The sequence below is a fragment of the Sphingomonas oleivorans genome, from assembly GCF_003050615.1.
Taxonomy (GTDB): domain Bacteria; phylum Pseudomonadota; class Alphaproteobacteria; order Sphingomonadales; family Sphingomonadaceae; genus Sphingomonas_H; species Sphingomonas_H oleivorans.
Genome location: NZ_NWBU01000007.1, coordinates 1 through 25,320, shown reverse-complemented (window position 1 = coordinate 25,320; position 25,320 = coordinate 1). Strand labels below are relative to the sequence as shown.

The following is a 25,320-nucleotide window of genomic DNA, read 5'->3' as shown; positions in this document are numbered from 1 at the left end:
TTTCCATTAGTTTACCAATCTGACATAACTTGCGTGATGACCGCAAAAAGGGCCTCCCTCTTAAACCGGCTGATGCATGAGCTTCCCGAGCGGTACGTGGTTGACGCGGCCTGGCTCTCGAACATCGGGCTCAGCGCCTCTTCCATTCGCGACTATGTCGAGCGCGGCTGGCTGGAGCGGGTCGGATCGCGGCTCTACAGGCGCCCTGAACCCGAGAACGGTGGGGCGGTGCGTTGGGAGATCGCAACGCTCTCCCTGCAAACGCTGTTGAAGGTGCCCGTGCATGTCGGTGGAATGTCCGCGCTCGAGCTTGCGGGCTATTGGCAATATGCGCCGCTCGGGCGTAGGCGCATATGGCTCTACACCGATGCCCCGGCAGTACGCTCGTATCTTCGTCGCCTCGCTCTGAACGCCGACTTCGACGTCAGATCGCGCAAGCTGTTCAGCGATGCCACCCCGGATATCGGTCTCGAGACCCGTGCGCTAGACCTGGTAACCTCTGGCCTTGGGCCTGCCGACCTATCGGGCGACCATGCGGTCCCGCACCGGCAGCATCTACGCGTCTCCAGTCTCGAGCGTGCCATCCTCGAGACCTTGGAAGAGGTCCCCAAGGCGGTCAGCTTTCAGCATGGCGCCGAGCTGTTTGAAGGGCTGACCACGCTCCGGCCAAAGCTCATGGAGGCGCTGCTGCTCGCGTGCCAGAGCGTCAAGGCAAAGCGGTTGTTCCTCTATTTCGCAGGACAGCACCGCCACGCCTGGGCGCGAAGATTGCGGGCTGCAGATATCGACATCGGCTCAGGCAAGCGCCAGATCGTGCCGGGCGGGGAGTTCGATCCAGAGTTTCAGATCACCGTGCCGAAATCCGGAAAACCCAGAAGTGCTTCGAGGGCGAGCTGATGTCGACGGAGGTCTATTCCGCCCAAGTCACTCTTCTTGTTCGAACGATTCCCGAAATCGCCCGGGAGCAAGCCTTTGCGCTCAAGGGCGGCACCGCCATTAACCTGTTCGTCCGAGACCTGCCGCGGCTCTCGGTAGATATCGACTTGGTGTATCTGCCGATTGCCAGTCGATCGGAATCGCTTGCCGCGATCCAAGCCGGTTTTGCGCGGATCGCCGGCAGCATACGCAAGCGCCTGGGCCTCAAGGTCACCGAGCAAAACTCCGGCGATGGCGCAAAGCTGATCGTCCGCGGTAACACTGCCCAGATCAAGGTCGAAGTCAGCCCCGTGCTGCGCGGCACGGTGTTCGAACCCGAAATGCGCTCGGTGCGTTCAGCAGTCGAGGTTCAGTTTGGTTATGCTGAAATGCAGGTCGTCGCCCTGCCGGATCTCTATGCAGGAAAGATCGCCGCTGCGCTCGACCGCCAGCATCCGCGCGATCTCTTCGACATCCTGCATCTCTACGAAAACGAAGGTCTCACCGACGACATCTTCAAAGCATTCCTGGTCTATCTGGTGAGCCACAACCGCCCGCCCCATGAACTACTTGCTCCGAACCTACTCGACCTGGATGTCACCTATTTAGGTGAATTCAGCGGAATGACGGTAGAACCCGTGCCGCTCGAGGCCTTGCTCGACATTCGCACGAAACTTGTCGCAGACATCCGCGAGCGTATTCAGGGAACCGGCCCGGCCGCCTTTCTCCGATCCTTCTTCGCGGGGGAACCCCACTGGGCTGAGCTCGCACTACCCACCGACGCAAGCCTGCTCCCAGCTGTGCAATGGAAGCAGCGGAACCTCGAGCGCCTGCGAGCGGAGCAGCCCGACAAGTTCGAGGACCAACTTGCCAAGCTTGACGAGGTGCTGGCCGGATAGCTTGATGCGATCCTTGCATCAGCGGAATTGCGGGGCAGTGCACTCGCGATCGATGCACCACTACGCGCCGTCTGGGCGGGCGGACCGCTGATCTTGATCGCTGGCCGGACGATACGGAATGGCGGCATCACTGGATCATGCGCGAGCAATATCGCAATGCCCGCCAACCGCGCCTGCGCTACATTTTCGAAGCCATCGAAAGCGCCAAGCAGACACCACTGAACGAGAACATCGTCATCCGCTCGGCGCTGACGATCGAGCATATCATGCCGCAGAAATGGCATGCGACCTGGCCGCTCCCCGGCATGGAGGGGGTGAGTGAAGCGGATTATCCTCCGGAACTCGCGAACTTGGTGCGGGCGCGCAACAGCGCCGTCAACGCGATCGGCAATCTGACGTTGATGACGCTGGCCCTCAACTTAACCATTTCCAATGGGCCATTCTCCGTAAAAATGCCGGCGATCAAGGCCAACACTGCGCTTGCGCTCAGTCGGGACCTTGGCGGCTTTGACTATTGGGATGAAGCCGCCATCCAGGACCGCGGCGACGCCTTGTTCGAAGTGGCGCGCACCATCTGGGGGGCGCCCGATCGTACGGACATTCCCGTCGCCGCAACGGCAGGCACTCCGGGGTGGAGCGCTCTCCCGACCTTTTTCCCGGCAAAGGGCACGCAATGCCGTTTCGTCTATGCCGGCAAGGAATTCCGCGGCGTCATTACCGAGGACGGGTTGTCCATTGACGGTTCGGAGATGCCCCATAAATCCTTCTCGGCGGCATCGAGGGCGCTCACGGGCATAAGCCCCACTGATGGGGATGGGCTTCTTCAGTCCCTCGTCGGCCGTTCAATGGGCGTGGCTCAGGGCTTGGCCTGGCTCGGTCCAGACGGACGAAGCCCGACTTCTGAAAACCCGCAGCCGTCCGCCACGGGGACGACCATCCTGATCGGTGTGGAAAATGCACAGGGAAATCTGCGAGCCGGGCAGTAGCCCGGCGACCGCGCCGGTTTGTGGTGGCGCCATCATCGGGAGCGAAGCTGCCGTCGTTCAGGCCGAAATCGGACCACCGGGGAGGCTCGCGTAAACATGTCATCGCAGGGCCGGATGCACCGGCCCTGCGATCCTGGCCCTCTCAGCCAGCCTTCAGCCGTTGCATCCCTTCGGCCAGCGTCCAGAGCGCGCGATTGAGCGTCACATTCTGGTCGATGCCGTTGATGGCGCGGGTCCGGCTGCGGCGGACGCGGCCCTCGGCGTTGCGCTTGCGGCCATGCAACCCGCCACGAATGACGTTTTCCTGAATGACGTTGAACGTCGTCCACAGGCTGTTGCCGACATCTTCCCGGCGGCGTGGTTCGATGATCTGCTCGGGACGAAGCGGGCTTTCATCCTCGCCGTAGCGCGCCACGAGGCTTACTTCGGCAAGCAAGCGCCGTTCATCCTCGGACAGCTGCGTGGCCTTCATGCTTTTGCTGGCCTCGATCAGCCGGGGGAAGTCCTCCGCAACGGTATAGACCCCCTCGATGATGTCGTGCTGGATATTACCCTTGTGCGGCACGCGGACTTCCTCGAACCGCTCGCCTGCGATCATGCTGTTGGTGCAGACGAAGCGCAGCATCCCGGCGAACATCTGATAGGCGCTGGTCCCGTCGTGGCTGTTGACGACGATGACTTCGGCGGCTTCGGGCTTGCCGATGCCGTCATCCCGGCGCAGGCGCAGCATATGCTTGGCATGGCCGTGGCGGCTACCGTCGCGCGGGACCGACTGGACGGCGAAGAACGGGATCCATCCTTCGCGGCGCAGCCCCTCCACAATGTCGATGGTCGGAACATAGACATAGCGCTCCGAACGGCTGTCATGCGCCTCGCGGGCGAAGATGGAGGGGACGTGGCGGTAGAGCGCTTCGTTGTCGAGTGCCTCATATCCGCTGATCTGGTGCGCATTGCGGCCGAAACGGGTGGCAAGCTGATGATACATGATCGGTCCTTCCTTGAGCCTGGGTTTCCACGCAGCGGGAAGCGCCGCGCTGAAACCCTGCCCGTCGGCGAGACCGGGGGTGCAACCGGAGTGGGCGGCTTCGCGGGGAACCGGCTGCACGGAACGCGGAAGGCGTGGAGGAAGCTGGGCGGAAGCCGATCCAAAGGGCGCCAGGGGCAGCGCCCCAAGCATCTGCAGCAAAAATGCCGGGCCGACTGGCCCGTCCATCTGCAAGAACCGGCGAAACAAAAGCATGAGAAGATGCCCCGCTCCGATGGAGCGGGGCGCCGCATCGAGATCAGCGGGACCAGATCAGCGCATATTCGCCGGCGGTCTCGGTTTCGACCAGCGTGGCGTAGATCGGCGCCGGGAAGGTGGGATCGTCCAGCTTGACCGAGATGTAATCGCGGTTTTCGCGGCTCGTCTTCTTCCATCCCGCGCCGCACTCGATGGCGCTGACCGCGAGACGGAAGTCGGGTGTCTTCTCGCTCTCCTTGTCGATCGGCCGGAGAGTAGCCTTGGCGTTGAGGGTGAGCGTCTTGATGGTTCCGGTGAAGGAGCCGTTGCCCGCCTGGGTGAAGGTGCCGATGGTAGCCATGTCGAAGTTCCTTTTGCTCTCGGGCCGCGACCGCCGCGGCCTCGATGGCTTGTCGTGAAGCGGGGATGATCGGACGCGCACCGCTGGCGGCCGGAGCGCAGCGGAGGATGGCGCCGCGCGGCTTTTTTGCTTTGCGATGCAAAGCCGAAGGCGGCGGAAAAAAGCCGCGCGGCGGCGTTGCGCCAGGCCGGGAAAGGCGAAGCTGGCCCCGGTTAGATCAAGCCATTCGAGACCGCGCGGTCGTGCCGATGCCGGAAGCGGACACGTTGGCACACCGTCGCGACCTGACAGGCGGGCAATCGTCCCAGCTGAATTGCGCTACCCGCAGCCGACCGGCAACGAAGTCGATCATGGGATGGCGGGCGCAACGGACACTCCGCACGCGCGGCGCAGCCGGTCGAACGCGAGGCGGGATCGACAGCCGCTGAACGCCAATTTCCTTGTCGCGGGTCGGACCGCTTTCGGCTCCAGCCAGATCAATCCAGGAGATCGACCGCCAATATATTTGCTCATTGATCCATCTACCGCACGCGGCAAGCGCCATCGGAGCGGGGCGTCTTCGTAGCGGACAAATCGGCCGCGTCCCAACGTGCGCGGCCGCGATGTTTCGTCGGTGGAAATTAAAGGCCGGGACCGCGTGAGCGGTCCCGGCCCGATGCCGCTATTCGGCGGCGGTGACTAAGAACGACTCGCCGTCCTCCGGTTGGGCGTCGGAAGCCTCCGCCTCGGACGGCAATTCCACGCTCCCCATGCCCTCGGCGTCAACGGGCCCGGGCTCCTGCACTTCCGGCTTCGGCGTCCACAGCATGGCGGGAAGCCAGCCAGTCCCGGCCAAAAGCTGCTCGGCGACCCGTGCCATGTCCGACTTCTTCAAGTCTGCGATGCGGCGGGCGGCGTCCTCCGACACGCCTTCGGTCACAGCCTCCACGATATGAGCCTTGGTGACGCGGCCAAGGTAGCTGTCCACGGTGGGCGTCCAGTCCTTCGCCACGTCCAATGCCAGCGCGCTCGCCAGCCTGTCCGCCGTTTGCAGCGACCGGGGCTTGCGATCCCACGGCAGGCACAGCGCATTGACGGTGCGGGACGCGCAATGTGCCAGCAGCGCCACCCGGGTTTTACCATCCAGCCCGACGATGAACGCCCACAGGTCGACCACGTCGCGCGGCATCCGCTCGGCCCATGCCTCGTGCTGCCCGCTCGCCCGCACTGCCAGCCGCGTATCCTCGATCCCATCCGCATGACTGCCAAGCGGCGTCACGGTCGGGCGGACTTCAAGGCAACCGGCCTCGGTATAGCCGTAGAACAGTTGTGCGGTCAGCGTATGGGTGAGCGCGACCAGCGCCAGATCGGGGCGTTCGGCCAGCGCCACGCGAAGCGCCAGCGTCCGGTGCGCGGACAGGTCGCGGGCTAGACTATCGGAAACCGGCTTGCCCGCCGGACGTTCTACCGCTGGTATGACCGCTTCCTCGAAGGCGGGCCGGAGGCCTTGGAAGATCGACCTTCCGCGCCGAGCCGGGTGTGGAACCGCATCGGTGACGATATTCAGGACCAGATCGTCGAGATGGCGCTGGATGTACCTCTCGACGCTGCTCGACGACTTCTCGCGCTACATCATCGCCTGGAAGCTGTGCACCACCATGCGGGCCGAGGATGTCACCGATACGCTGGACCTCGCCCTCAAGGCCTCGGGCTGTGACAGCGCCACGGTGCTGCACAAGCCCAGGTTGCTGTCGGATAATGGCCCCAGCTACATCGCGGGCGAACTGGCGGAATACATCGAGGCCCGGAAGATGAGCCATGTGCGCGGCGCCCTGTGTCATCCGCAAACACAGGGCAAGATCGAACGCTGGCACCAGACCTTGAAAAACCGCATCCTGCTGGAAAACTACTGCCTGCCCGGCGACCTCGAGGCGCAGATCGAGGCCTTCGTCGAGCACTACAATCACCAGCGTTACCACGAGAGCCTGAACAACGTGACGCCCGCTGACGCCTACTTCGGCAGGGCCCCGGCCGTCATCCAACAGCGTGAAAGGATCAAGCGACAGACCATCGAACATCGGCGCTTGCTTCACCGCAAGCTCGCCGCATAACATCAACCCCAAGATGAAGCCCGCACTCCGCTAATCTACGCCGCGATCTGTGCCAAATGTTCTGACGACGGACAGCTTTCTCGACTTGCGCATGCGCGGACGGAACAAGTCGATGCGCGCCGGCAAGCTTGGGCGGAAATCCAGCAACCGCAAATTGACGGCCAGTGACCTCATGCAGGTTTACCAGCGAGAGGCAGAGAAGCAGCGCCTGTTGGTCAAGAAGTCGGATTTCACGCAGACGCGCCTTCTGTTCATCGTCGAAGCCATCAAGGATCTGCTCGGTGATGAAGGCTTCCTGACGCTGTTGCGGGCCGAGGGGCTTGAAACCATGCCGCGTGCGCTTGCCATGCGGATTGCGGGTGATGTCGATGACTGAGTGGGATGCCTCGAGCAGGGACCGAGCGGACCCCGGCGCAGAGAACCGCGTGCGGTTGGGCTTTGAGCGCCAGTCGGTGATGCTGCAGGTCGACATGTCAACGGCGGCCGGATTTCAGGCCAGTATGGCGGAGTAAGAGCAGGCCAGCGCTGATGTAGTTCTGACGATATGAAGAGGGCCCCGACCGGGGCCCTCTTCATATCGTGGCATTATTGGGATCAGACGGTGGTGATCTCGCCGGCAGCAGGTCGGTGAACTCGCGCTTCATCGGTGTGGGTCCGTAGGAGGGTTGGTCGACTCCTGCGGGTGATCGCGGAGGGTGCTCTTCAAGGCGCTTCCGCTGTGTCGCCCGTGATCAAGGGCAACTGGTCACAGATGGCGCCGACCCCGGGATCGCGCGCCAGCCGAGACGCTCGATCGCGAAACGCATCGGCATTCCTCCCGAAGATCGAAGGATCTGCGCATCAATCCGGAAAAGGGCGACATCGAAATCGCCCTCCCCGCCGAGGAAGCGCAGGCTGCGCCGGACCTCGCTGACTCGGGTCGCGCGCCATTGCAGGAGGAGGCCTGGGGCGAGGAGGCGGCGGCCGCTCGGTTCCGCGAGCGGATTCAATCCGCGCAGCAGGGCCAGCGCATTATGCATGGCCGTAAAGCGATCAAGCAGCACTGCCTGACGCGCATGCCGGCGGCTGAGATCCGCCTGCATCCGCGCCACGGGGATCAAAACCATGGCCATGATCACGACCGCCACGAGCAGCTCGATCACGGTAAAGCCCCGGTCGGGCACCGCGCCGGCCCTCATTGGACGGCTTCGTAGACGCTCGTCATGGCGCTCACCAGGCTCAGCACGATCGTGCCGATCGCGGCGGCGACGAGAATGATCGCCAGCTGCTCCACCACCATGCTGGCGCGTTTGAGCGCTTCGTGCAGCCGTTCCTGATGATAATCGGCGATCAGCCCGAACATTTCGGCCAGGGCACCCGATCGTTGCCCGGCCCGGAGCAGGCTGACATCCATCGCGCCGATGGCGCCTGTCTCGGCAAGCGCGTCGGCGACCGTCTTGCCTGCGCGGAAGCCGCGCGCCGCATGTGCCAGCGCTGCCCGGAAGCGCCCGTCGGGCAGCGCCGCGAGCGCCAGCGTCGAGGCTTCCAGCAGGCCGACACCCGCACCGATGGCAAAGGCCATGATCCGCGCCCAGCTGGCGCATTGGCGCGCGGCGACAAGGCCGGACAGGATGGGCAGCCGCTCGATCAGCGGCAGGAGCATGCGCTTGCCGGCGGCGCTGAAGCCCAGCGCATGGCCGCCAATGCCAAGCAGGATCGCGGCAAGGAGGATCCCCAGCCCATGCGCCTGGGCCGCTTCCCCGATGCCGAGCACGAACGCGGGCAGACCTTCGAGACTGTCCCGCCGCGAGCCGATCATCGCGGCAAAACGGGGAACGACGATCAGGAACATGAACAGGATGACGAGCAACCCCGCGCCCATCAGGAATAGCGGATAGGCGAGCGCGGTGCGGAGTTCACGCGCGACCCGTGCTTCGACGGCGAGCTCAGAGACCGCCTCGTCGATCACCCGGTCGAGCCGTCCCGTCGTCTCGCCGGCTTCGAGCAGCGCATAGATATGGTCTGGGAAACCGGGCAGGCCCGTCGCGAATGCCTTGGCCAGCCGGTCGCCGCGGCGCAGCCCGGCGGCGATTTCGCGTAGCCCGTCCCTGAGCGTGCGATCGGCAAGGCCCGAGGCGATGGACTCGATTGCCTCGAGCAACTCTACCCGGGCACGCAGCATCACCGCGAACTGGCGCATGATGAGGAGCCGTTGGGCATGGAGCGCGGCGCTGCGCCGTGTGCCCGTTCCGGTGCCCGTTTCGGCGATGTCGATCACGACCAGATCGGCGCGCGCGAGCTGGCGAAGCGCCGTGACGCGATCGGGCGCGGCGATGCTGTCCGCGATCCTATCGCCTGCCAAGGTGCGGGCGGTGTAGCGGAAGCGGCGGCGCGTGGCCGGGGCTTCGCTCATCCGCCGAGCACGCGACGGAGCTCGCCGAGGCTCGTCTCGCCGCGCCGCGTCTTGAGCGCGGCATCCTCCTGCATGGTGCGCAGGCCGCTCGCCCGGGCAATGGCGAGCAGCTCGTCCTGCGATGCCCGGCTGCGGATTGCGGCGCGGAGCGGCGCGTCGAGCGTCACCACCTCGAAAGCGCCGATGCGTCCGCGATAGCCGCTATCGCCGCACTGCGCGCAGCCGGTGCCGCCACATTCCGTGCAGAGCCGCCTAAGCAACCGTTGCGCCACGAGGCCCGTCAGCACATCGGCCAGCAGAAAATCCTCGAGGCCAAGATCGAGCAGCCGCGTGATCGCGGCCACCGCGGAATCGGTGTGGACGGTGGAGATTACGAGATGCCCGGTCAGCGCGGCCTGCACGGCAATCCGGGCGGTTTCGGAATCGCGTATCTCGCCGATGAAGATCACGTCGGGATCCTGGCGTAGGATCGATCGCAACCCGGCGGCAAAGCTGAGGCCGATATCGGCCCGTACATTCATCTGGAGCACGCCGGGAAAATCGATCTCGACGGGATCCTCGATCGTCACGATCTTGCGCACGCCGTCGTTGAGATGGCTGATCAGGCGGTAGACGGTCGTCGTCTTGCCCGATCCAGTGGGGCCGGAGACGATCACTATGCCGTTCGGCTTCGCGATCGTCGCGAGCAGGCGGGCGGCATCCTCGTCGGACAGGCCGAGGCCGGTGAGCGTCGGCAGGTCGCGCGTCTTGCCGAGGAAGCGCAGCACGATCGATTCGCCCCAGACGGTGGGGAGCGAGGAGACGCGCGCATCGATATCCTGGCCCGCCATGCGGATGCTCTGGCGGCCGTCCTGCGGCAGGCGGCGTTCGGCGATGTCCATTTCCGACAGCAGCTTGATGCGCGAGGCCACCGCATCGAAGCTCGTGCGCGGGGCGGAGCGCCAGGGCACGAGCAGGCCGTCGACCCGTAGCCGGACGGTCATGACATCCTCGAACGGCTCGACATGAATGTCGCTCGCGCGGCGGGCGACGGCTTCGGCGAACATGGCATTGACGAAATCGATGACGGGCGCCTCCTCCGCCAGCTCGCGGAGCCGTGAGGGGGTGGAGATGGACGCCGCGGCCGCTTCGGTTTGTGCCTCCTCGCCCAGTGCTGCGAGCAGGGGCGCTATCGCTTCGCTGGCAACGAGATGGAGGCGGGCGGGTGCGTCATGGCCCTGTTCGGCGGCTTCCTGCAGCTCGGCATCATAAGCACGCGGACCGGCGAGGCAGAGCCGTTCCTCCGCACCCATGCCCTCGAACCATAGCACCGCCTGCTTCTCGGCGAGCCAACCGAGCGGAATGTGAAGCCGCTCGATCGCCTCGGCGACCGCCGCGCTGGCGGGCAGCTCGGCCCGTCCGAGGAGCGGCATGCCGAGCTCCTCGGATAATATGAGGAGCAGATTCTCCTCGGCGAGCGCGCCGAGGCGGACGAGCGCGGAGGGGAGAGTGCTGCCCGTGTGCCGCTGAAGCGCCGCGGCATCATCAAGATCCCGTTCGGTGACGAGGCCGCGCGCGAGCAGCATTTCGGCGATCCGTCGCATCTCAGGTCGACCTCCGGCGCAAGAATATGCCTCGCGCGGCGGCTCGGTATCCAAGACCGACTAGGGATCATGTAGTTGAGCCGTAATCCCCGACGCAGCCTATACGATCCCGTATCGGCGCTGCTTGTCGATCGGGCGGTGCGGCTCGACAGTTCCGCCCATGGCGAGGAGGGGAAGCACGGGGTGGCCGCATCATTCACCGCATTTGCGGGATGCGTCCGGCTTCACGCTGGTGGAAATGCTGATCGTGGTGGCGATCATCGGCCTCGTGGCGGCCTTTGTGGGCCCGCGGCTGATGGCGCAGCTCGACCGATCCAAGGCGAGCGCCGCGCGGGTGCAGATACGATCGCTTGCCGCCTCGCTGGAAACGATGCGGCTGGATCTGGGGCGCTATCCCAGCGATCAGGAAGGGCTGAAGCTGCTCGTCGAGGCGCCGTCCGGCACGGTGCAGGAGGAGATTTGGGAGGGCCCCTATCTGGATAGCGGGCTTCCGCGAGATCCATGGGGACGTCCCTATGTCTATCAGGCGCCCGCCAGCCCCGATGGCCGGCCCCGCATAGGCAGTCTGGGCGCGGATGGCAGCGCGGGCGGCGTGGGGATTGCCGCCGACATTTATTTCGGAGACGGTCGTGACATGCCCGCGACTTGATCGCAGGTCCGATGCGACCGGCTTCTCGCTTGTCGAGATGCTGGTGATGCTGGCGATTTGCGCGCTTATCATGGGCATTGTTTTCGGCGCGGCATCGCGCGGCGTGCGGGACAATTTCGGGCTTGCCGACCGGGCGCTGGATAGCGCCGAGCGGGCGCGCGCCGAGACGGAATTCAGGCGCCTGCTGCATGCGGGGCACCCGACCGCTTCCCTCGCGGGTAGCGTCGATACGCTCAATCTGGCGCTCACTTATGTCGAGTCGCGCGGCTGCGGTGGCGGAAAGACCGTCCGGCTGCGGCTGGTCCACAAGGCGGGCGGCGGGGCGCTGCATTGCGACAGAAATGGACGCGACGTGCCGATCCTCGCATGGCGGCGGGGAGAGGCGCGCTTCGCCTATAGCGAGGATGGCCGGCTGTGGCACGATCGCTGGCCGCCTGCCGCCTGTGGGCAGGCGCGGCCGATATTGCCGCTGGTGCGGCTGACCCTGCTGCGCGCCGGCCATGTCGATCATGTCTGGATCGAGCAGGCCGGCAGCGGGCAGAGCGTGGCCAATCCCGGGCTTTTATGATGGCGCATGAGCAGGGTTTCGTGCTGCCGTCACTGGCGCTCGCGACTGCGCTTCTGAGCCTGTCGATCATCGTCGCGGCTGATAGCGGCGACGGACGCAATGGTGCGCTTCGGGATCTGCGCGAAAGGCTGGCGCTGGAGATTGCCGCGACCACGGCCGAGGCGCGGCTGGCCCATCTGCTCCTGACCGAGCCGCTCGATCAGCGGGGCCTCAGGGTCGGCGGCGACCGGCTGGGGCCGTCGGGCGTGCTGACGCCCATGGAGCGGGGGATGCGGGCCGCCGCGGGACGGATCGTGCATCCGCTGCTGTTCGACGGCCGGGCCTATCATATCGATGCGGGCCCGATGCTCCAAGTGGAGGTTCAGGATGAAGCGGGGCTGGTCAATCTCAATAGCGGCGACGAGGGCGCCGTTTCGCGGCTGCTGACCCGCTTCGGCGTGGCCGAGACGAAGGCGCGCCACATGGCGGCCGCCCTCGCCGATTATACCGATGGCGACGATCTGCGGCGGCTGAACGGCGTCGAGCGGATGGGTTATCGCAGGGCTGGCCTGCCGATACCGCAAGACGCGCCGCTGGAGGAAAGGAGCGGCGTTGAGGCTGTGGCTGGCTGGCGGGACGCACTTTCCTCTATCCAGGGATCGCGCCTGCAGAACAGGGTGGCGGCGCTGCCCCCGATGCAGCGTTTCAATCTCAACAGCGCGCCGTCGGATGCGCTTCAGGCGACGCTCGGTCTCGACGCCCGGGATGCGGGGCTGATCCTTGCCGCGCGGGAAAAGGTGGCGATGCAGTCGCTTGCCGATGTCGCGCGGCTGACGGGGCTCAGCCTTGCCGGCGGCATCGCGCCGATAGGTGGACTGCCCGCGCGGCAGATCCGGTTTCGCGCGCGGATCGATAGGGGCGGGAAGACCGATCCCTATCATTATGAAGCCCGCCTGACCTTCGCCGAGGAAGGCCGCGACCGGCCGCTGATCGTGGAGGTGGCGCCGCTCAGGCGCGGGCCCGCCGAATATGCCGAAAGGAGTCAGCATGGCGTTGGGAGCCCGTTTCCGATCAGCCCGGCTCTGCTTGCTGCGCGAAAATGGTGAGATTGTCGGGCCTGATGGCGCCACCGTCGATCCCGCTGGCGCGCTCATGCTGATACTGAGCCGGGCGCTTTGCCGATTCCATCTGTTCGCCGTGCCGCAGGGCATGCGCGGCAGGCAGGTGGAGCGCGCGGCGCGCTTCCATACGGAAACGCGGGCACCCTTCCGATCGAGCGATGCGCTGCTGCAGCGCCATCCGGCCGGCGCCGCCATCTGGTGGTGGGATGCCGATCAGGTGCGGGCGCTCATCGACGGGCGCTGGCGCTATGTCGCGGACCGGCTGCTGCCTGAAACGCTGTTGCAGCCGTCCGGTGCGGGATGGCTGCAACGCCGGGTGGCCGATGGCTATGAGGCGCAATATTGGAGCGGCGGCGCATTGCAGGCCTCCGCCTGGCGGCGCCGGCCCTTCGAGGAGGGGAGTTGGGTCGCCTTCCGGATGGGGATCGAGCATGACGATCCGGCTGCCTGGCAGCCGCCCGATCCCGAGCCGTCGTCCCTGCCGCCCGTGATCGGCGCGCTGCCAGCGCGGCTGCGTCCCGGCTTGGGCTGGCCGCAGATCGAACGATCGGCCCTGTTGCTCGCCTTGGCCGGTGCCGGCGTCGCAAGCTGGTCGATGGGGCAGACCCTGCGTTATGCCGGGGATGCGCGGGCGGACTTGGCGCGGGCGGAGCAGGTGCGCAGGCTGGGCGCGCTCGATGTCGGGCAGGCGCACATGCTCCGCGATCTCGCGATCGCCCGCGACTTCGCGGCCCAGACGGTGCCGGCCGACCCGCTCGGCATCGCCGCCGACGCCTTCGCGATCCTGCGGAGCTTCGGGGTGCAAACCGGCGACTGGCGGATCGACGAGACGGAATTTCGCGTCGAGATCCTCGATCTGCCCGATCATGTCTCGATCCGCGATGTGGCGTCCAGCATCGAGGAGCATCCCTGTTTCGCTGCCGTTTCCGAACGGCCCACGGGCATCGATGGAAGCATCGTCCTTCAGGCGGACGTGATGAAGGGCGGACGGCCCGCCCGCGTGGCGGCGCCGATGGATGGCGCGCTATGAGGCGAGGCGCCGCTCTCGTCGCGTGGCTGCGGGCCTTGTCCCCCCGGGAAAGGGCGATGGCGGCGGGGCTGGCCGCCATCGCCGCGCTCGGCTGGACCGTCGATGCCCAGGATCATGCCCGCTCCGCCGCCGACGCCGCCATGGACGCACGGATGATGCGCATCGAGGCCGAGGAGCGCCAGCGCACTCTTTCCAGCAGCACCTTGCGCCAGGGGGCGCGGAGCGAGGCGGAGAAGGCGCGGGACTGGGCCCTGATGGAACGGACGTTCGCGATCGCGCAGATGCGCGCCCAAAGCGAGCTCGGCGCCATGGCACGGCTCGCGGGAATCGCCAATCTGCGGGTCCTGCTCGATCCGCCGGCGCTGGCGGATCGCGATAGCCAGACGCTCATGGTCGTGGTCGAAGGCGATTTCGATCGGACGTCGTTCCTCGCGCTGCTCGACGAGATCGGGGCGGCAGATCTTTATATCGAGCCGGTCGCCATGGAACTGAGCGAAACGGCAAGTTTGCCACGGTTCAGCCTTGCGGTGCGGATTCCCTATCTGCCTTCGGGAAATGCGCCTTGAAGCCGGTGGCATCATTTGCGCTGCCAGCGATGATAGCGCTGGCGACCATGCTCCTCGGCTTCGGCCTGGGCTATATCGCGCCGCCATCCCCTTATCGGCTTGCTTCATCCGCGCCCGAGCGGGGGCCGCGCGTCGTGCGCCTCACACATCCGCAGGCAGCGATCCGTGACGCGCGCGAGCGGCTGGCCGTGCTGGATATCGGCGCTGCGCGCTTCTCTCCAACAGATGTGCCCGAGGAGATGGTAGCGCTGCCGGCCCCCTTGCCCGTCGCGCGGCCTCCGCTTCGCTCGCCTCCCCCGCCTGTAGACGTGGCAGCGATCTTGCGACGGGATCTGACCGCCGTCCTGCGCCCGCCCGACGGACCAGCCCTGCTGCTCGTCGATGGAGCAGCACCACGCGCGCGGCAGATGCTGCGGCCGGGCGATGCCTATCGGGAGGGCTGGGCGCTCAGCCATATCGACAGCGCCTTCATCGTCCTCCGGCGCCGGGGCGAGGTGCGCCGCATTCCGATCGGCGCGGGCCCGTCCGCGACCAGTCTTCCAGCCATGCCGGAAGCAGCGGAGCGGCCGGCTACCGGCGCCATTCAGGCCGGGCCGATCGAGACGAGCACGCATCCAAGGCGGCGGCTGGCCAGGCCCGGACGCGTCGCAGAACAAGCCGGAGAGAGGGAGAATGGACCGATTGGCGGATAATACCGGCAGCAGGCCGGCGCTGCTGTTGCTCATCGCGCTGCTGGGTGGCTGCACGTCATTTCCGCGGCTCGAGGTGCGTCCGGTCGCGCCCGCACAGCGCATTGCGGCCCCGAAGCCGGATGAAGCGGGCATAGGCGCGCCGCCGACGACGGGGATCAAGCTGCTTTCTCCCGATGCGCGCGCCGCAGCCGGCGAAGGGCGCGGCAAGCCTGTCGTAGAGGTGACGCCCGAGCAGATTGCGGCGCTGCTGCCCGAACGGCCGATCGCGGCGACATTGCCGCCGCAGCCGTTGACCCAGTTCATCGACACCGTGTTCGGCGATCTGCTCGGGCTTCCCTATTTCACCGGCCCCGATGTTGCCCGGCGGCGGGATCTGGTGGCGCTGAGCGGGCCAATCGCGATGTCGAACCGGCGCTTCTTCGCCATGGTGCAGGCGGCGCTGCGCCAATATGGGCTGGCGGTCGCGATCGAGAATGGCGTCGTGCAGATCGTGGAGGACGAGCTGCTCTCCTCACGCGCGCCACTGTTCATGCGGGCGCGCGCGCTTCCCGAAACGCCGCCCGCCTCGCGGCCAGTGATCCGCTTCGCCAGTCTTTCCTCGGTCAGCGTGGGTGCGGTGACGGACGTGCTTCAGACCGTCTATCGCGATCGCGGCGCGATCCGCTTCCTTGCACAGGAGGGCGACAATGCGCTCGTCATCAGCGGCAATCCGCGCGAGGTCGAATCGGCGATCGCATTGGTCGAAACCTTCGACCAGCCAGGCTTTGCGGGCGGGCAGGTCGCGCGGATCGAGCCCGTCTTCTGGACGGCGGAGGCGCTGGCGGAGACGGTCAGGTCCGTGCTCGCAACGGAAGGTTTTGCGATCGGGCCGGAGGCGGGCGTGCGCTTCCTGCCGGTGCCCTTCGCCAACTCGATCCTGATCTTCGCTTCCGATCGCGAACTTTTCCGGCGCGCGCTCTACTGGATCCGCGAACTGGATTCGCCTGGCGCTTTCGCCGATCAGGATGGCGTGTTCATCTATACGGTCGAAAACACGACGGCCGCGGAGCTGGGCGCGCTCGTCGCCCAGTTGACGCCCGGCGGACGGGCGCCCGAAGAGACGCCGAAGACGATCCCGATCACCGGCGAGCGATCCGCGCTGCCGCGTCCCGACATGAATGCGGATGCCGCCGCGGCGCGCGCGCCCGTCACCAACGGCCGGATCACCATCGATCCCGGCGGGAACCGGCTGCTGTTTCGTGGCAAGCGCAGCGAGTTCGCCACGCTGCGCGCGCTGATGGCGCAGCTCGATACGCCGCCCAAGCAGGTGCTCGTCCAGGTCACGGTGGCGGAGGTGACGCTGTCCGACGACACGCGCTTCGGGATCGAATGGCTGCTCGATGCGGCGCTGTTCGGCGGGGATGTGACCGCCGATACGCGCGGCGGGCTGGCGCGCGAGCCGGGCGGGCTGGGCGCCACCTTCACGCGTGTCTTCTCGACCGGCACCGTGCAGGCCGCGCTCAACGCGATCGCGCAGAACCGCAATCTCAATATTCTGTCCACGCCCCGGCTGGTGGCCCGTTCGGGGAGCGAGGCGCAGATATTGATCGGCAGCGACGTGCCGATCATCACGTCGCAGCGCGCCGCCGGCAACCAGACCAATGGCGACACCGATATTCTGCAGACGGTGCAGTATCGCCAGACCGGCGTGATCCTCAACATGCGTCCGGTGATCTACGGTGCGGATCGGGTGGATATCGAGCTCTATCAGGAGGTTTCGAGCCAGGAGCCCAACCGCACCTCGCCGATCGCAAGCCCGCTGATTCTCAACCGTAGCGTCACCACCCAGCTTTCGCTGCGCGAAGGCATGACCGCGGTGATCGGTGGGCTCATCCAGGACAATTATTCGCGCGAGCAGAAGGGCGTGCCGTTGCTCAAGGACATTCCGCTGATCGGCCAGGCCTTCCGGGTGGATGCCATGACGGGCGCCAAGGTGGAGCTGCTGCTCCTCGTTACGCCTTACATATTGAGAAGCGACGAAAATATGGGGGAGGCGAGCGCGGCCTATGCCGGATCGATCAACCGCCTGCTGAAGGAACGGGGGCCGCAGGTCTACACGCTGCTGCCGTGGCGGTCGCCCTTCGATGCGGATGTGCGGCGCCATGGCGGCGCACCGGCGGAGCAGGAAGACAGCGGCTCACGCCGCAGATAAGGAAGTAAATAAAAAATCTAAAGATTGTTACGGATAAGTAATTTTATGGGCCTATGGATACAGATCAGCATCTTTACCGGTCAAAATTCTGGAAGAAAGAGAAGGACATATTTGTCATGATCCACATTGGTCAGCCTTGATGCTGTCCCCGGATATGAGGGGGCGAAATGGAACGGCGGAAATTCCTCAAATATGGCTGTGCTGCGGCTGTTGCGATGCCGGCGGCATCCTGGCCCTGGGCTGCCTTGGCGCGAGAGGTGGAAAGCGAGCAGGATAGGAGCGAGCTGCATATCAGCATCGAGCCGGTCGATGCCGAGATGATCGACGGACAGATCGTCTACATGCTCCTGTTCTTCAGTGAGGACGGCAAGCCCCGGCCGGTGCTCCGCGTCCGCGAAGGGGACGAGATCCGCATCGAGATAAGCAATAACGATACGGCTCCGCACGGCTTCGCCATCCCTGGTATTCCGGCGGCGACGTCCGAACTGATCGATCCCGGCGATAGGCGCGAGGTCCGCTTCACCGCGCCGGTTGGTGGCAGCTATCTCTTTTTCGATCCGACCAAGGCTCCGCTCAACCGCATATTGGGGCTCCATGGCGCTTTGATCGTGGAGCCGCGGCTCGGGACCACGCCGGCGGGATCGCCCACGCCGTTCAGCCGTGCCAGCCAGACACCGGCGCTCCAGGCGCTGTTCGACGCGCTTGGCACGGCGCCGCGCTTTCCCGGCCAGAAGTGGAAGCCGGGCGATCCGGCTCGGGAGAAGATCTGGGTCTTCTCGCAGACCGATCCCACGCTCAACGCACGCGTCGCGAGCGGCCAATCGGTCGATCCGGCGTCGATCATGTCCTCTTTCCTGCCGCGCTATTTCCACATCAACGGGCTGAGCGGCTTCGACACTGCCGTTCACAATGGCACCGCCTCGGAGGGGATCGAGGCCGCCGAGGCGATCATGCCGGAAGGGAAGCAGGGCCAGCCGACGCTGCTCCGCACGATGAATGCCGGCCTGAGCACCCATTCGCCGCACATCCACGGCAATCATGTGATGGAGCTGAGCGAGAATATCGCCAACGGCGCCATCGACGTCAGGAAGAATATCCTCGAAGTCGATGTCTGGCGCCTGTCGCCGCTCGCCCGCAAGGATATGCTGCTGCCGTTCGAGCGGCCGCCCGACATCCCCGCCGCGAAATGGCCCCCGAAGGAGGAGCCGTTCCCGCTCCGCTACGTCATGCACTGCCACACCGAAATGTCGCAGACGGCAGGCGGCGGCAATTATCCGCAGGGGCTCGTCACGCACTGGGAAATGACAGCGCCAATCGAATAAATATTTCGGGGGGCATTGAAATGGTGATCGATTTCAAGAAGACAGGCGTCAAGGGGAAAGTTACCTTTTCCACCTTCGGCTGCAATGTATTTCAGGAAAGCCCTGCCACTCCGGACAAGATCAGGCCCGACGTGGTGATTGAACGCGCGGTGCATACTGACGGCAGGTGGAATACGCCCGATGGGAAAAGGGTCAGATATTGGGGATTTGCCGACCCATTGAGCCCGATAGCGGCCGATCGCGTGGCGCCCTATCCCTCGCCCCTCATCCGCGTGCGCCAGGGACAGGTGGTGCATACGAAGCTTAAATCCAAGAAGAATGCCCACACCATTCATCATCATGGCATTGAGCCGACGACGTTCAACGATGGCGTCGGCCATGTGTCCTTCGAGGTGCAGACCGAATATAGCTATCAATGGCAGCCCGCCCATCCGGGCACCTTCTTCTATCATTGCCACCGCAACACCGTCCTTCACTTCGAAATGGGCATGTTCGGCATGCTGATCGTCGATCCGCCGGAGGGGCCCGGAACGCTCTATTCGGGCGGGCCGACCTATCAGGTGGAGAGAATCTGGGTCGCCGACGATGTCGATCCGCGCTGGCACATCCCTAACGAACATGATGCGGGCCTGTGCGGCGAGGATGCCGGCCTCAATCGGTTCGAGCCGAAATATTTCCTCATTTCCGGCGTCTTCAACAACAAGACGATGCTGGACAGCAGGGTGGCGGTGGAGGCGAAGCTCGGCGACAGGATCCTGATCCGGCTGCTGAACGCCAGCTATTCGATCCTGAGGCTGACCCTGGGTGTCGATGCACTGCTGGTAAGTGTCGATGGGCGTCAGTTGGGCGCGGAGCCCTGGAACAGCCCGAAGCTCTTTCCGGCCGGAAGCCGCATAGAACTCACCACCGCCAGCCGCTTCGATTTGCTGATCACGCCGACACAGCGTGGAGTGTTCGGCGTGAAATTCGAATTTCTCCACTGGATAACCGGCAAGGTGCAGGCCGACGGCGCCGGCATCGCCCAGACGCGGATCATCGTCAAATGAGCATGTCCCCGATCATCCTCGCCTCTGCCTTCATCACGGCTGGCCAGGCCGCGACAGGGAAAGCGGATCATGATGGCCATGGCTATGGTCCGCCATCCCCCGAGCGGTTGGGGGGCGCCTATGACTTCATCGATATAGATGGTCGGCACGTCACGGCAGCGGATTTCACGGGCCATTGGACCTTGCTCTATTTCGGCTATAGCCGCTGCACCGCGAGCTGCACCATGGCGATCCCGACGATCGCGGAAGCTGCGCGATTGCTGCGCGAACGGGGGGTGATGACGCGGGCGGCCTTCGTGGATATCGAGCCGCCGCCGCTGGGCCTGACCCGGCGACGTGCGCCGCTGGCCGACAGCCATCATCATGGCGCCGGACATGATGACCGCAGCCAGAGCATGCGCCGGATCGCGCAGAGTTTCGGCGACGGCCTGCGCGTGCTGAGCGGCAGCCGCGCCCAGCTCGCCGCCGCGACGGCCGCCTTCCGCGTGGCCCGCGAGCATATCCCGCCGCGTGCGGGCGAGACCGGGCACAGCATCAATCATTCCTCGATGATCTACTTCCTCGCGCCCGACAGGCGCGTGGCGGGATATGGCTATCATGATGCCGAGCCGGTGGCGCTCGCGCAGATGATCCAAAAGCTTCATCAGGCGCGGCTGTAGAGCCGAAACGCAGCTATCATGGCTGGATAACCGCACTCCCTGCCGTCGCAACGCATCGATGGCAGGGAGCGCCTTGTGCATCCTGTCGCGAAGGCGAAGCACCGGATGTCCAGGCGCGGCAAATTTCTCACGCGATGGCGGCAATAGCCATTCCCGACCATGTCTCAATCATGATGCGCTTTGATCATGCTGCAATGCAGTAAGTATTGCGCGCGTCATAAGGCATGACGTTCAAGATGACTGTCAAAACGAGCAAGTAGAACTACGTTATATGGAAATGATCAAGCGTAGAAAAGATATAATAAGCTCAACCCTATAATATATCCATCTCGTCAATGGGTGTCAGGAAATATGGGGGTGTTCCGGGCTGCGGGTTTGACTGTTGGCAACAGACAGGGCTCCGCCGTTCGGCCGACGCTGATATCTACAACGGGGTAGGCAGTCGTTCTTGACCCGGAACAAGAAACCGGGGCCATATCATAGGGCGGCTGTTTGCGGGCGGGTGACCCCTTCGGGCAGACAAAGGGGGCGGTTCACATCCCTGATGATCAATCCAGCCGGGCCCTTGGTGGGCGACGGCGGCGGGCGCGCGCCCAACGCGCCCGTAAGGGAGGATAGCATGGTCCAACTGGTCAAGCATGATCTCGAATTCATTCTGAAGCAGATCAGGATCGCCGAGGCGCATGCCGCCGGCGGCGATCTCGCGACCCTGATCGCTCAGGCGGGGGCGCTTGAAGGCGCGACCGGCACCGCGCCGTCGCAGGCGTCGCTCCTGCCCTATGGCCTGCGGACGGTGGACGGCAGCTACAACAACATCCTGCCCGGACGCGAGCAATGGGGCGCGGCCGATCAGCCGTTCAAGCAATTGCTGACTCCGGTCTATCTGAACGACGGCGATGGCGACAGCATCGCCTTCAGCCCGACCACCGTTCTGACCAATAATGATTATGGCCAGCCTGGCGATGTCGCCGATGCCGATCCGCGCACGATTTCGAACCTCATCGTCGATCAGACCACTGCCAATCCGGCGGCGCTTTCCGCCATGTCGGGCGATGCGTTCACCTTCGATCATGACGGCAATCCCGACACGCCCGACCTTGTATTCCTGCCGAACGTGTCGCCCGACATTGGCGATTCGGCACCGTTCAATAGCTGGTTCACGCTGTTCGGCCAGTTTTTCGATCATGGCCTCGATCTCGTGTCGAAGGGCGGCAATGGCACCGTTTATGTGCCGCTCCAGCCGGATGATCCCCTTTATGTCGAGGGCAGCCACACCAATTTCATGGTGCTCACCCGCGCCTCGCCGGATCCGGTCAACAAGACGACCGCCTGGATCGACCAGAACCAGACCTATGGCTCGCATGCTTCCAAGCAGATCTTCATGCGCGAATATGTGGAAGGTCCCGATGGCAAGCCCATCGCCACCGGCCATCTGCTCGAAGGCGTGAATGGCGGCCTCGCCACCTGGGCCGATGTCAAGGCGCAGGCCGCGCAGCTGCTCGGCATCGAGCTCACCGACGCGGACGTCGGCAATATCCCGCTGATCGCATCCGATCCCTATGGCAATTTCATCCCCGGCGCGAATGGCTATCCCCAGCTCGTCGTCGGTCTTGGCGCCGATGGCGAGCTAGGCACGCTTGACGACGTGCTGCTTGAAGGCGATCCGGCCGCGCCCGTGAGCACGGCGGGCGCCATCCGTACCGCCCATGCCTTCATCGACGACATCGCCCATAACGCGGTGCCACTCATCAGGGACGGGGCTCTCCTCGAGGATGAGGACCTGGACGCCGGCAATTCCCTCCCGGTCGACAGCCGTGGCAGGAACACGGCTTATGACGACGAGCTGCTCGACGCGCACTATGTCACCGGCGACGGGCGCGGTAACGAGAATATCGGCCTCACCGCGGTCCACCATGTGTTCCACTCGGAACATAATCGCATCGTCGAGCAGGCGAAACAGCTCGCGCTCGGATCGGGCGATCTCGCCTTCCTCAACGAATGGCTGCTCGTCGATGTGAGCGCAATCCCCACCACCGTGGAGGAGACGCAGGCGCTCATATGGGATGGCGAGCGCCTGTTCCAGGTCGGCCGCTTCACCACGGAGATGGAATATCAGCATCTCGTGTTCGAGGAGTTCGCCCGCAAGGTGCAGCCGGATATCGATGTGTTCGTGTTCGAGCCTTCGGTCGATATCGATCCGTCGATCACCGCCGAGTTCGCGCATGTCGTCTATCGCTTCGGCCATTCGATGCTGACCGAGGATGTCGCGCGCATCAACATGGTGAACGGCCAGCCGGTCAGCGACGATATCGCCCTGATCCAGGCGTTCCTCAACCCGCTCGAATATGCTTCCATGGGCTCCCCCGATGCGGCGGCGGGCGCGATCGTTCGTGGCATGACGCGGCAGACCGGCAATGAGATCGATGAATTCGTCACGCCGGCGCTGCGCAACAATCTGCTCGGCCTGCCGCTCGACCTCGCTACGATCAACATCATACGCGGCCGCGATACCGGGGTGCCATCGCTCAATGCGGCGCGCACCCAGTTCTTCGAGGCGACATCCGACACGCAGCTCAAGCCTTATGACAGTTGGGTCGACTTCGCTCAGAATCTGAGACACCCGGCGTCGATCATCAACTTCATCGCGGCCTATGGCACGCATGAGACGATCACTGCGGAAACCACGCTGCTCGGCAAGCGCGCCGCGGCGACTGCGCTCGTCCTCGGCCAGACGCAGATGATCAATGACGATCCGAGCACTGCGGATATCGACGAGAGCCGCATCTTCGAGGCGCCCGATGACCGTGTCGACTTCCTGAACTCCACCGGAAGCTGGGCGAACCAGGAAAGCGGCCTCAACACCGTCGACTTCTGGATCGGCGGTCTGGCCGAGAAGAGGATGGACTTTGGCGGAATGCTCGGCTCGACATTCGCCTTCGTTTTCGAGATGCAGATGGAGAATCTGCAGGATGCGGACCGCTTCTACTATCTCTCGCGCACCCAGGGCCTCAACCTGCTGAACGAGCTGGAGAATAACAGCTTTTCCGAGCTGATCATGCGCAACACCGATCTTGGCGACCCTGGTTCGACGGCGCTGCCCGGAGATTCCTTCGCGTCGGTGGCCTTCATCCTCGAAATGGACAAGTCGAAGCAGATTGGCGAGGATCCCCAGCATTCCGATCCGCTGTTGCAGGCCCTCAGCCCGCTCGTCGTCCGCAAGGACATCGATAACGACGGTGATGACGACTATATCAAGATCGTGACCGGCGAGCATAGCGTCATCGGCGGCACGGAGGAGGCCGACACCATCATCGCCGGCGAGGGCGACGATACGCTCTGGGGCCATGGCGGCGACGACTATCTCGAGGCCGGTTATGGCGTCGACCGGGTCCATGGCGAAGAGGGCGACGACATCATCGTCAACGCGGGCACGGATATCGGCGAAACCGATTTCCTGCATGGCGGCACCGGCAATGATTTCATCAATGGCGGCAGCGGTCTCGCGCTCCTCTTCGGCAATGAGGGCAAGGATTTCCTCGTCACCGGACCGGACGGCAAGGAGGCGTTCGGCGGCACCGATGATGACTTCATTCTCGGCGGCGATGGCGCCGACTTCCTGCTCGGCAATGAGGGCGACGACTGGATCGAGGGCGGTCCCCGCTTCGACACGCTGGCGGGCGAGAATTCGGAACTGTTCTTCAATAGCACCATCATCGGCCATGACGTGCTCAACGGGCAAGGCAGCGATACCGATTATGACGGCGAAGCCGGCGACGATATCATGCACCAGGGCGAGGGCATCCAGCGCAACAACGGCATGGCCGGGTTCGACTGGGCGATCCACAAGGGCGATACCGTCGCGGCCAATTCGGATCTGGGCATCCCGATCTTCGTCAATCAGGAGCAGTTCATCCTGCGCGACCGCTTTGACCTTGTCGAAGGCCTGTCGGGCTGGAAGTTCAACGACGTCCTCACCGGGCGCCAGCAGGTGCTGGGCGCGCGGGACGAGGCGACCGGAGGCGCCGCGATCCCCGGTCTCGACGCGCCGCTCGAATCCTATTCGAACGCGCTCCTCGAGAAGAATGTCGATCGCATCGCCGGACTGCGCACCTTATTCGGTCACAAGCTCTGGGACACTGCCGATCCGCTCGCGGTGGTCATGAACACGGCCAATGCTTCCGACATCTTGCTCGGCGGCGGTGGCAGCGATCTTTTCGAGGGCAAGGCCGGCGATGACGTCATCGATGGCGACAAATGGCTGAATGTGCGCATCAGCGTACGCGACAGGAACGATCCTTCGGTGGAGATCGCCAGCTACGACACGATGGCGGGCGAGCTGCAGGCCAAGGTGGCGGCAAGGGTCTATAATCCGGGCCAGCTCGTCATCGTCCGCGAGATCATCGACGGCAATGTCGCGGGCGACGTGGATATCGCCAAATATAGCGGCGTCATTACCGATTACAGCTTCTCGCTGAACGTAGACGGTTCGCTCCGCGTCGTGGACGATCGCGGAACCGACACGACCGTGGCCGGCGATACGCTCCGCAATATCGAGACGCTGCGCTTCTCGGATGGCCTTGGCGGCACGATCGACATCCCCGTCTCGATGCTGCTCAACTATGCCGCCACCGGAGCGCCCACCCTCAGCGACATGACGCCGACCGAAGGTCGCACGATCACGGTCAGCCTGGATGGCGTCGTCGATCTGAACGGCCTGCCATCGACCTTCACGGTCGTGTGGCAGCAGCAGGCGGCGGACGGTAGCTGGATCGAGATCAGCGACGACCCCTCCTTCGCGCCGACCCAGGATCAGGTCGGTCTGCCGATCCGGGCGGTGGTGAGCTTCTTCGATCAGGCGGGCTTCGCGGAACAACTCGTCTCGGCGGCGACCGCGCCCGTCCGGGATCTCATCCTCGGCAACAACAATGCCAATACGCTGAACGGAACGGCGGGGCCCGATGAGATCGTCGCGCTCGGTGGGGACGATGTGCTGAACGGCCTCGGTGGGAACGATATTCTCGATGGCGGCGCCGGCAAGGACAAGCTCGA

At 64.7% G+C, this 25,320-nt stretch carries 21 protein-coding genes and 1 pseudogene; 16 read left to right on the top strand and 6 right to left on the bottom strand.

All coding sequences use genetic code 11. The features are described from left to right. The first annotated feature begins 36 nt into the window (after positions 1–36). Genes CLG96_RS08325 through CLG96_RS08315 form a run of 3 tightly spaced genes read left to right on the top strand, consistent with a single transcriptional unit; the run spans position 37 to position 2,800 of the window. Positions 37–897 (top strand): type IV toxin-antitoxin system AbiEi family antitoxin domain-containing protein, encoded by an 861-nt coding sequence (locus CLG96_RS08325; RefSeq protein ID WP_107967427.1) that lies wholly within the window; start codon positions 37–39, stop codon positions 895–897. Next, positions 897–1,814, top strand: a complete 918-nt coding sequence (locus tag CLG96_RS08320; protein WP_107967426.1) for a nucleotidyl transferase AbiEii/AbiGii toxin family protein — start codon at positions 897–899, stop codon at positions 1,812–1,814. Before CLG96_RS08325 ends, CLG96_RS08320 begins: the two co-directional genes overlap by 1 nt. Positions 1,815–1,831: 17 nt before the next feature. Next, a complete protein-coding gene (locus tag CLG96_RS08315) occupies positions 1,832–2,800 on the top strand; it encodes an HNH endonuclease family protein (protein WP_341476947.1) in 969 nt (322 codons plus the stop codon). Positions 2,801–2,942: 142 nt separating this feature from the next. Here CLG96_RS08315 and CLG96_RS08310 read toward each other — a convergent pair whose 3' ends face one another. The 3 genes from CLG96_RS08310 to CLG96_RS08300 all read right to left on the bottom strand — a co-directional run bounded on the left by CLG96_RS08310 (position 2,943) and on the right by CLG96_RS08300 (position 5,752). Then, positions 2,943–3,788: a DUF932 domain-containing protein gene (locus CLG96_RS08310; RefSeq protein ID WP_107967666.1), complete on the bottom strand. Its 846-nt coding sequence runs from the start codon at positions 3,786–3,788 to the stop codon at positions 2,943–2,945. 295 nt (positions 3,789–4,083) lie between these two features. Further along, on the bottom strand, positions 4,084–4,383 hold the full coding sequence (locus tag CLG96_RS08305; protein ID WP_107967424.1) for a DUF736 domain-containing protein: 300 nt from the start codon (positions 4,381–4,383) through the stop codon (positions 4,084–4,086). 661 nt (positions 4,384–5,044) lie between these two features. Then, positions 5,045–5,752, bottom strand: coding sequence for a hypothetical protein (locus CLG96_RS08300; protein ID WP_341476946.1), 708 nt, complete (start codon positions 5,750–5,752; stop codon positions 5,045–5,047). Positions 5,753–5,809: 57 nt separating this feature from the next. Between CLG96_RS08300 and CLG96_RS08295 the strand changes: the two are divergent. Then, positions 5,810–6,473 (top strand): annotated as a pseudogene (locus CLG96_RS08295) (DDE-type integrase/transposase/recombinase); the annotation flags it as partial. A 49-nt stretch (positions 6,474–6,522) separates the two neighbouring features. Next, positions 6,523–6,849, top strand: coding sequence for a plasmid partitioning protein RepB C-terminal domain-containing protein (locus tag CLG96_RS08290; protein WP_341476945.1), 327 nt, complete (start codon positions 6,523–6,525; stop codon positions 6,847–6,849). A gap of 355 nt (positions 6,850–7,204) precedes the next feature. Here the strand turns inward: CLG96_RS08290 and CLG96_RS08285 are convergent, their stop codons facing one another. The 3 genes from CLG96_RS08285 to CLG96_RS08275 are packed head-to-tail and all read right to left on the bottom strand — an operon-like array spanning position 7,205 to position 10,448. Further along, positions 7,205–7,651 (bottom strand): prepilin-type N-terminal cleavage/methylation domain-containing protein, encoded by a 447-nt coding sequence (locus tag CLG96_RS08285; RefSeq protein WP_107967423.1) that lies wholly within the window; start codon positions 7,649–7,651, stop codon positions 7,205–7,207. Further along, complete coding sequence (locus tag CLG96_RS08280) at positions 7,648–8,865, bottom strand: type II secretion system F family protein (protein WP_107967422.1); 1,218 nt, start codon at positions 8,863–8,865, stop codon at positions 7,648–7,650. Before CLG96_RS08280 ends, CLG96_RS08285 begins: the two co-directional genes overlap by 4 nt. Beyond that, positions 8,862–10,448 (bottom strand): GspE/PulE family protein, encoded by a 1,587-nt coding sequence (locus CLG96_RS08275; protein ID WP_107967421.1) that lies wholly within the window; start codon positions 10,446–10,448, stop codon positions 8,862–8,864. The genes CLG96_RS08280 and CLG96_RS08275 overlap by 4 nt, the downstream gene beginning before the upstream one ends. A 205-nt stretch (positions 10,449–10,653) precedes the next feature. On the opposite strand from CLG96_RS08275, the gene gspG reads away from it, so the two are divergent. From gspG to CLG96_RS08225, 11 genes are all read left to right on the top strand, one after another. Further along, entirely contained in the window at positions 10,654–11,097 is a 444-nt protein-coding gene (gene gspG, locus CLG96_RS08270) for a type II secretion system major pseudopilin GspG (RefSeq protein WP_207796647.1), read from the top strand. After that, complete coding sequence (locus CLG96_RS08265; RefSeq protein ID WP_165799601.1) at positions 11,078–11,665, top strand: type II secretion system protein; 588 nt, start codon at positions 11,078–11,080, stop codon at positions 11,663–11,665. The genes gspG and CLG96_RS08265 overlap by 20 nt, the downstream gene beginning before the upstream one ends. Then, a complete protein-coding gene (locus tag CLG96_RS08260) occupies positions 11,662–12,750 on the top strand; it encodes a type II secretion system protein GspK (protein ID WP_107967418.1) in 1,089 nt (362 codons plus the stop codon). The genes CLG96_RS08265 and CLG96_RS08260 overlap by 4 nt, the downstream gene beginning before the upstream one ends. After that, positions 12,692–13,795, top strand: coding sequence for a hypothetical protein (locus tag CLG96_RS08255; RefSeq protein ID WP_133175380.1), 1,104 nt, complete (start codon positions 12,692–12,694; stop codon positions 13,793–13,795). The genes CLG96_RS08260 and CLG96_RS08255 overlap by 59 nt, the downstream gene beginning before the upstream one ends. A gap of 56 nt (positions 13,796–13,851) precedes the next feature. After that, the gene (locus CLG96_RS08250; RefSeq protein WP_107967416.1) at positions 13,852–14,361 is read left to right on the top strand and encodes a hypothetical protein; all 510 of its coding nucleotides are present in this window, start codon (positions 13,852–13,854) and stop codon (positions 14,359–14,361) included. Positions 14,362–14,390: 29 nt separating this feature from the next. Further along, a complete protein-coding gene (locus CLG96_RS18715) occupies positions 14,391–15,053 on the top strand; it encodes a hypothetical protein (protein WP_165799600.1) in 663 nt (220 codons plus the stop codon). Continuing rightward, the gene (locus CLG96_RS08245) at positions 15,034–17,244 is read left to right on the top strand and encodes a secretin N-terminal domain-containing protein (RefSeq protein WP_165799599.1); all 2,211 of its coding nucleotides are present in this window, start codon (positions 15,034–15,036) and stop codon (positions 17,242–17,244) included. The genes CLG96_RS18715 and CLG96_RS08245 overlap by 20 nt, the downstream gene beginning before the upstream one ends. A 167-nt stretch (positions 17,245–17,411) precedes the next feature. Beyond that, positions 17,412–18,566 (top strand): multicopper oxidase domain-containing protein, encoded by a 1,155-nt coding sequence (locus tag CLG96_RS08240; RefSeq protein ID WP_165799598.1) that lies wholly within the window; start codon positions 17,412–17,414, stop codon positions 18,564–18,566. A 20-nt stretch (positions 18,567–18,586) separates the two neighbouring features. Next, positions 18,587–19,612, top strand: a complete 1,026-nt coding sequence (locus CLG96_RS08235) for a multicopper oxidase domain-containing protein (protein WP_107967414.1) — start codon at positions 18,587–18,589, stop codon at positions 19,610–19,612. Then, the gene (locus tag CLG96_RS08230; RefSeq protein ID WP_107967413.1) at positions 19,609–20,271 is read left to right on the top strand and encodes an SCO family protein; all 663 of its coding nucleotides are present in this window, start codon (positions 19,609–19,611) and stop codon (positions 20,269–20,271) included. Before CLG96_RS08235 ends, CLG96_RS08230 begins: the two co-directional genes overlap by 4 nt. 619 nt (positions 20,272–20,890) lie before the next feature. Next, positions 20,891–25,320, top strand: a 4,430-nt coding sequence (locus CLG96_RS08225; protein ID WP_279330589.1) for a peroxidase family protein, incomplete at its 3' end; no start/stop codon positions are given.

Excerpts from the sequence above, each read along its gene's own strand:
- CLG96_RS08325 (WP_107967427.1), top strand. The coding sequence starts at position 37 with ATGACCGCAAAAAGGGCCTCCCTCTTAAACCGGCTGATGCATGAGCTT.
- CLG96_RS08320 (WP_107967426.1), top strand. The coding sequence starts at position 897 with ATGTCGACGGAGGTCTATTCCGCCCAAGTCACTCTTCTTGTTCGAACG.
- CLG96_RS08305 (WP_107967424.1), bottom strand. The coding sequence starts at position 4,383 with ATGGCTACCATCGGCACCTTCACCCAGGCGGGCAACGGCTCCTTCACC.
- CLG96_RS08285 (WP_107967423.1), bottom strand. The coding sequence starts at position 7,651 with ATGAGGGCCGGCGCGGTGCCCGACCGGGGCTTTACCGTGATCGAGCTG.
- CLG96_RS08280 (WP_107967422.1), bottom strand. The coding sequence starts at position 8,865 with ATGAGCGAAGCCCCGGCCACGCGCCGCCGCTTCCGCTACACCGCCCGC.
- CLG96_RS08275 (WP_107967421.1), bottom strand. The coding sequence starts at position 10,448 with ATGCGACGGATCGCCGAAATGCTGCTCGCGCGCGGCCTCGTCACCGAA.
- CLG96_RS08260 (WP_107967418.1), top strand. The coding sequence starts at position 11,662 with ATGATGGCGCATGAGCAGGGTTTCGTGCTGCCGTCACTGGCGCTCGCG.
- CLG96_RS08255 (WP_133175380.1), top strand. The coding sequence starts at position 12,692 with ATGGCGTTGGGAGCCCGTTTCCGATCAGCCCGGCTCTGCTTGCTGCGC.
- CLG96_RS08250 (WP_107967416.1), top strand. The coding sequence starts at position 13,852 with ATGGCGGCGGGGCTGGCCGCCATCGCCGCGCTCGGCTGGACCGTCGAT.
- CLG96_RS18715 (WP_165799600.1), top strand. The coding sequence starts at position 14,391 with ATGATAGCGCTGGCGACCATGCTCCTCGGCTTCGGCCTGGGCTATATC.
- CLG96_RS08245 (WP_165799599.1), top strand. The coding sequence starts at position 15,034 with ATGGACCGATTGGCGGATAATACCGGCAGCAGGCCGGCGCTGCTGTTG.
- CLG96_RS08240 (WP_165799598.1), top strand. The coding sequence starts at position 17,412 with ATGGAACGGCGGAAATTCCTCAAATATGGCTGTGCTGCGGCTGTTGCG.
- CLG96_RS08235 (WP_107967414.1), top strand. The coding sequence starts at position 18,587 with ATGGTGATCGATTTCAAGAAGACAGGCGTCAAGGGGAAAGTTACCTTT.
- CLG96_RS08230 (WP_107967413.1), top strand. The coding sequence starts at position 19,609 with ATGAGCATGTCCCCGATCATCCTCGCCTCTGCCTTCATCACGGCTGGC.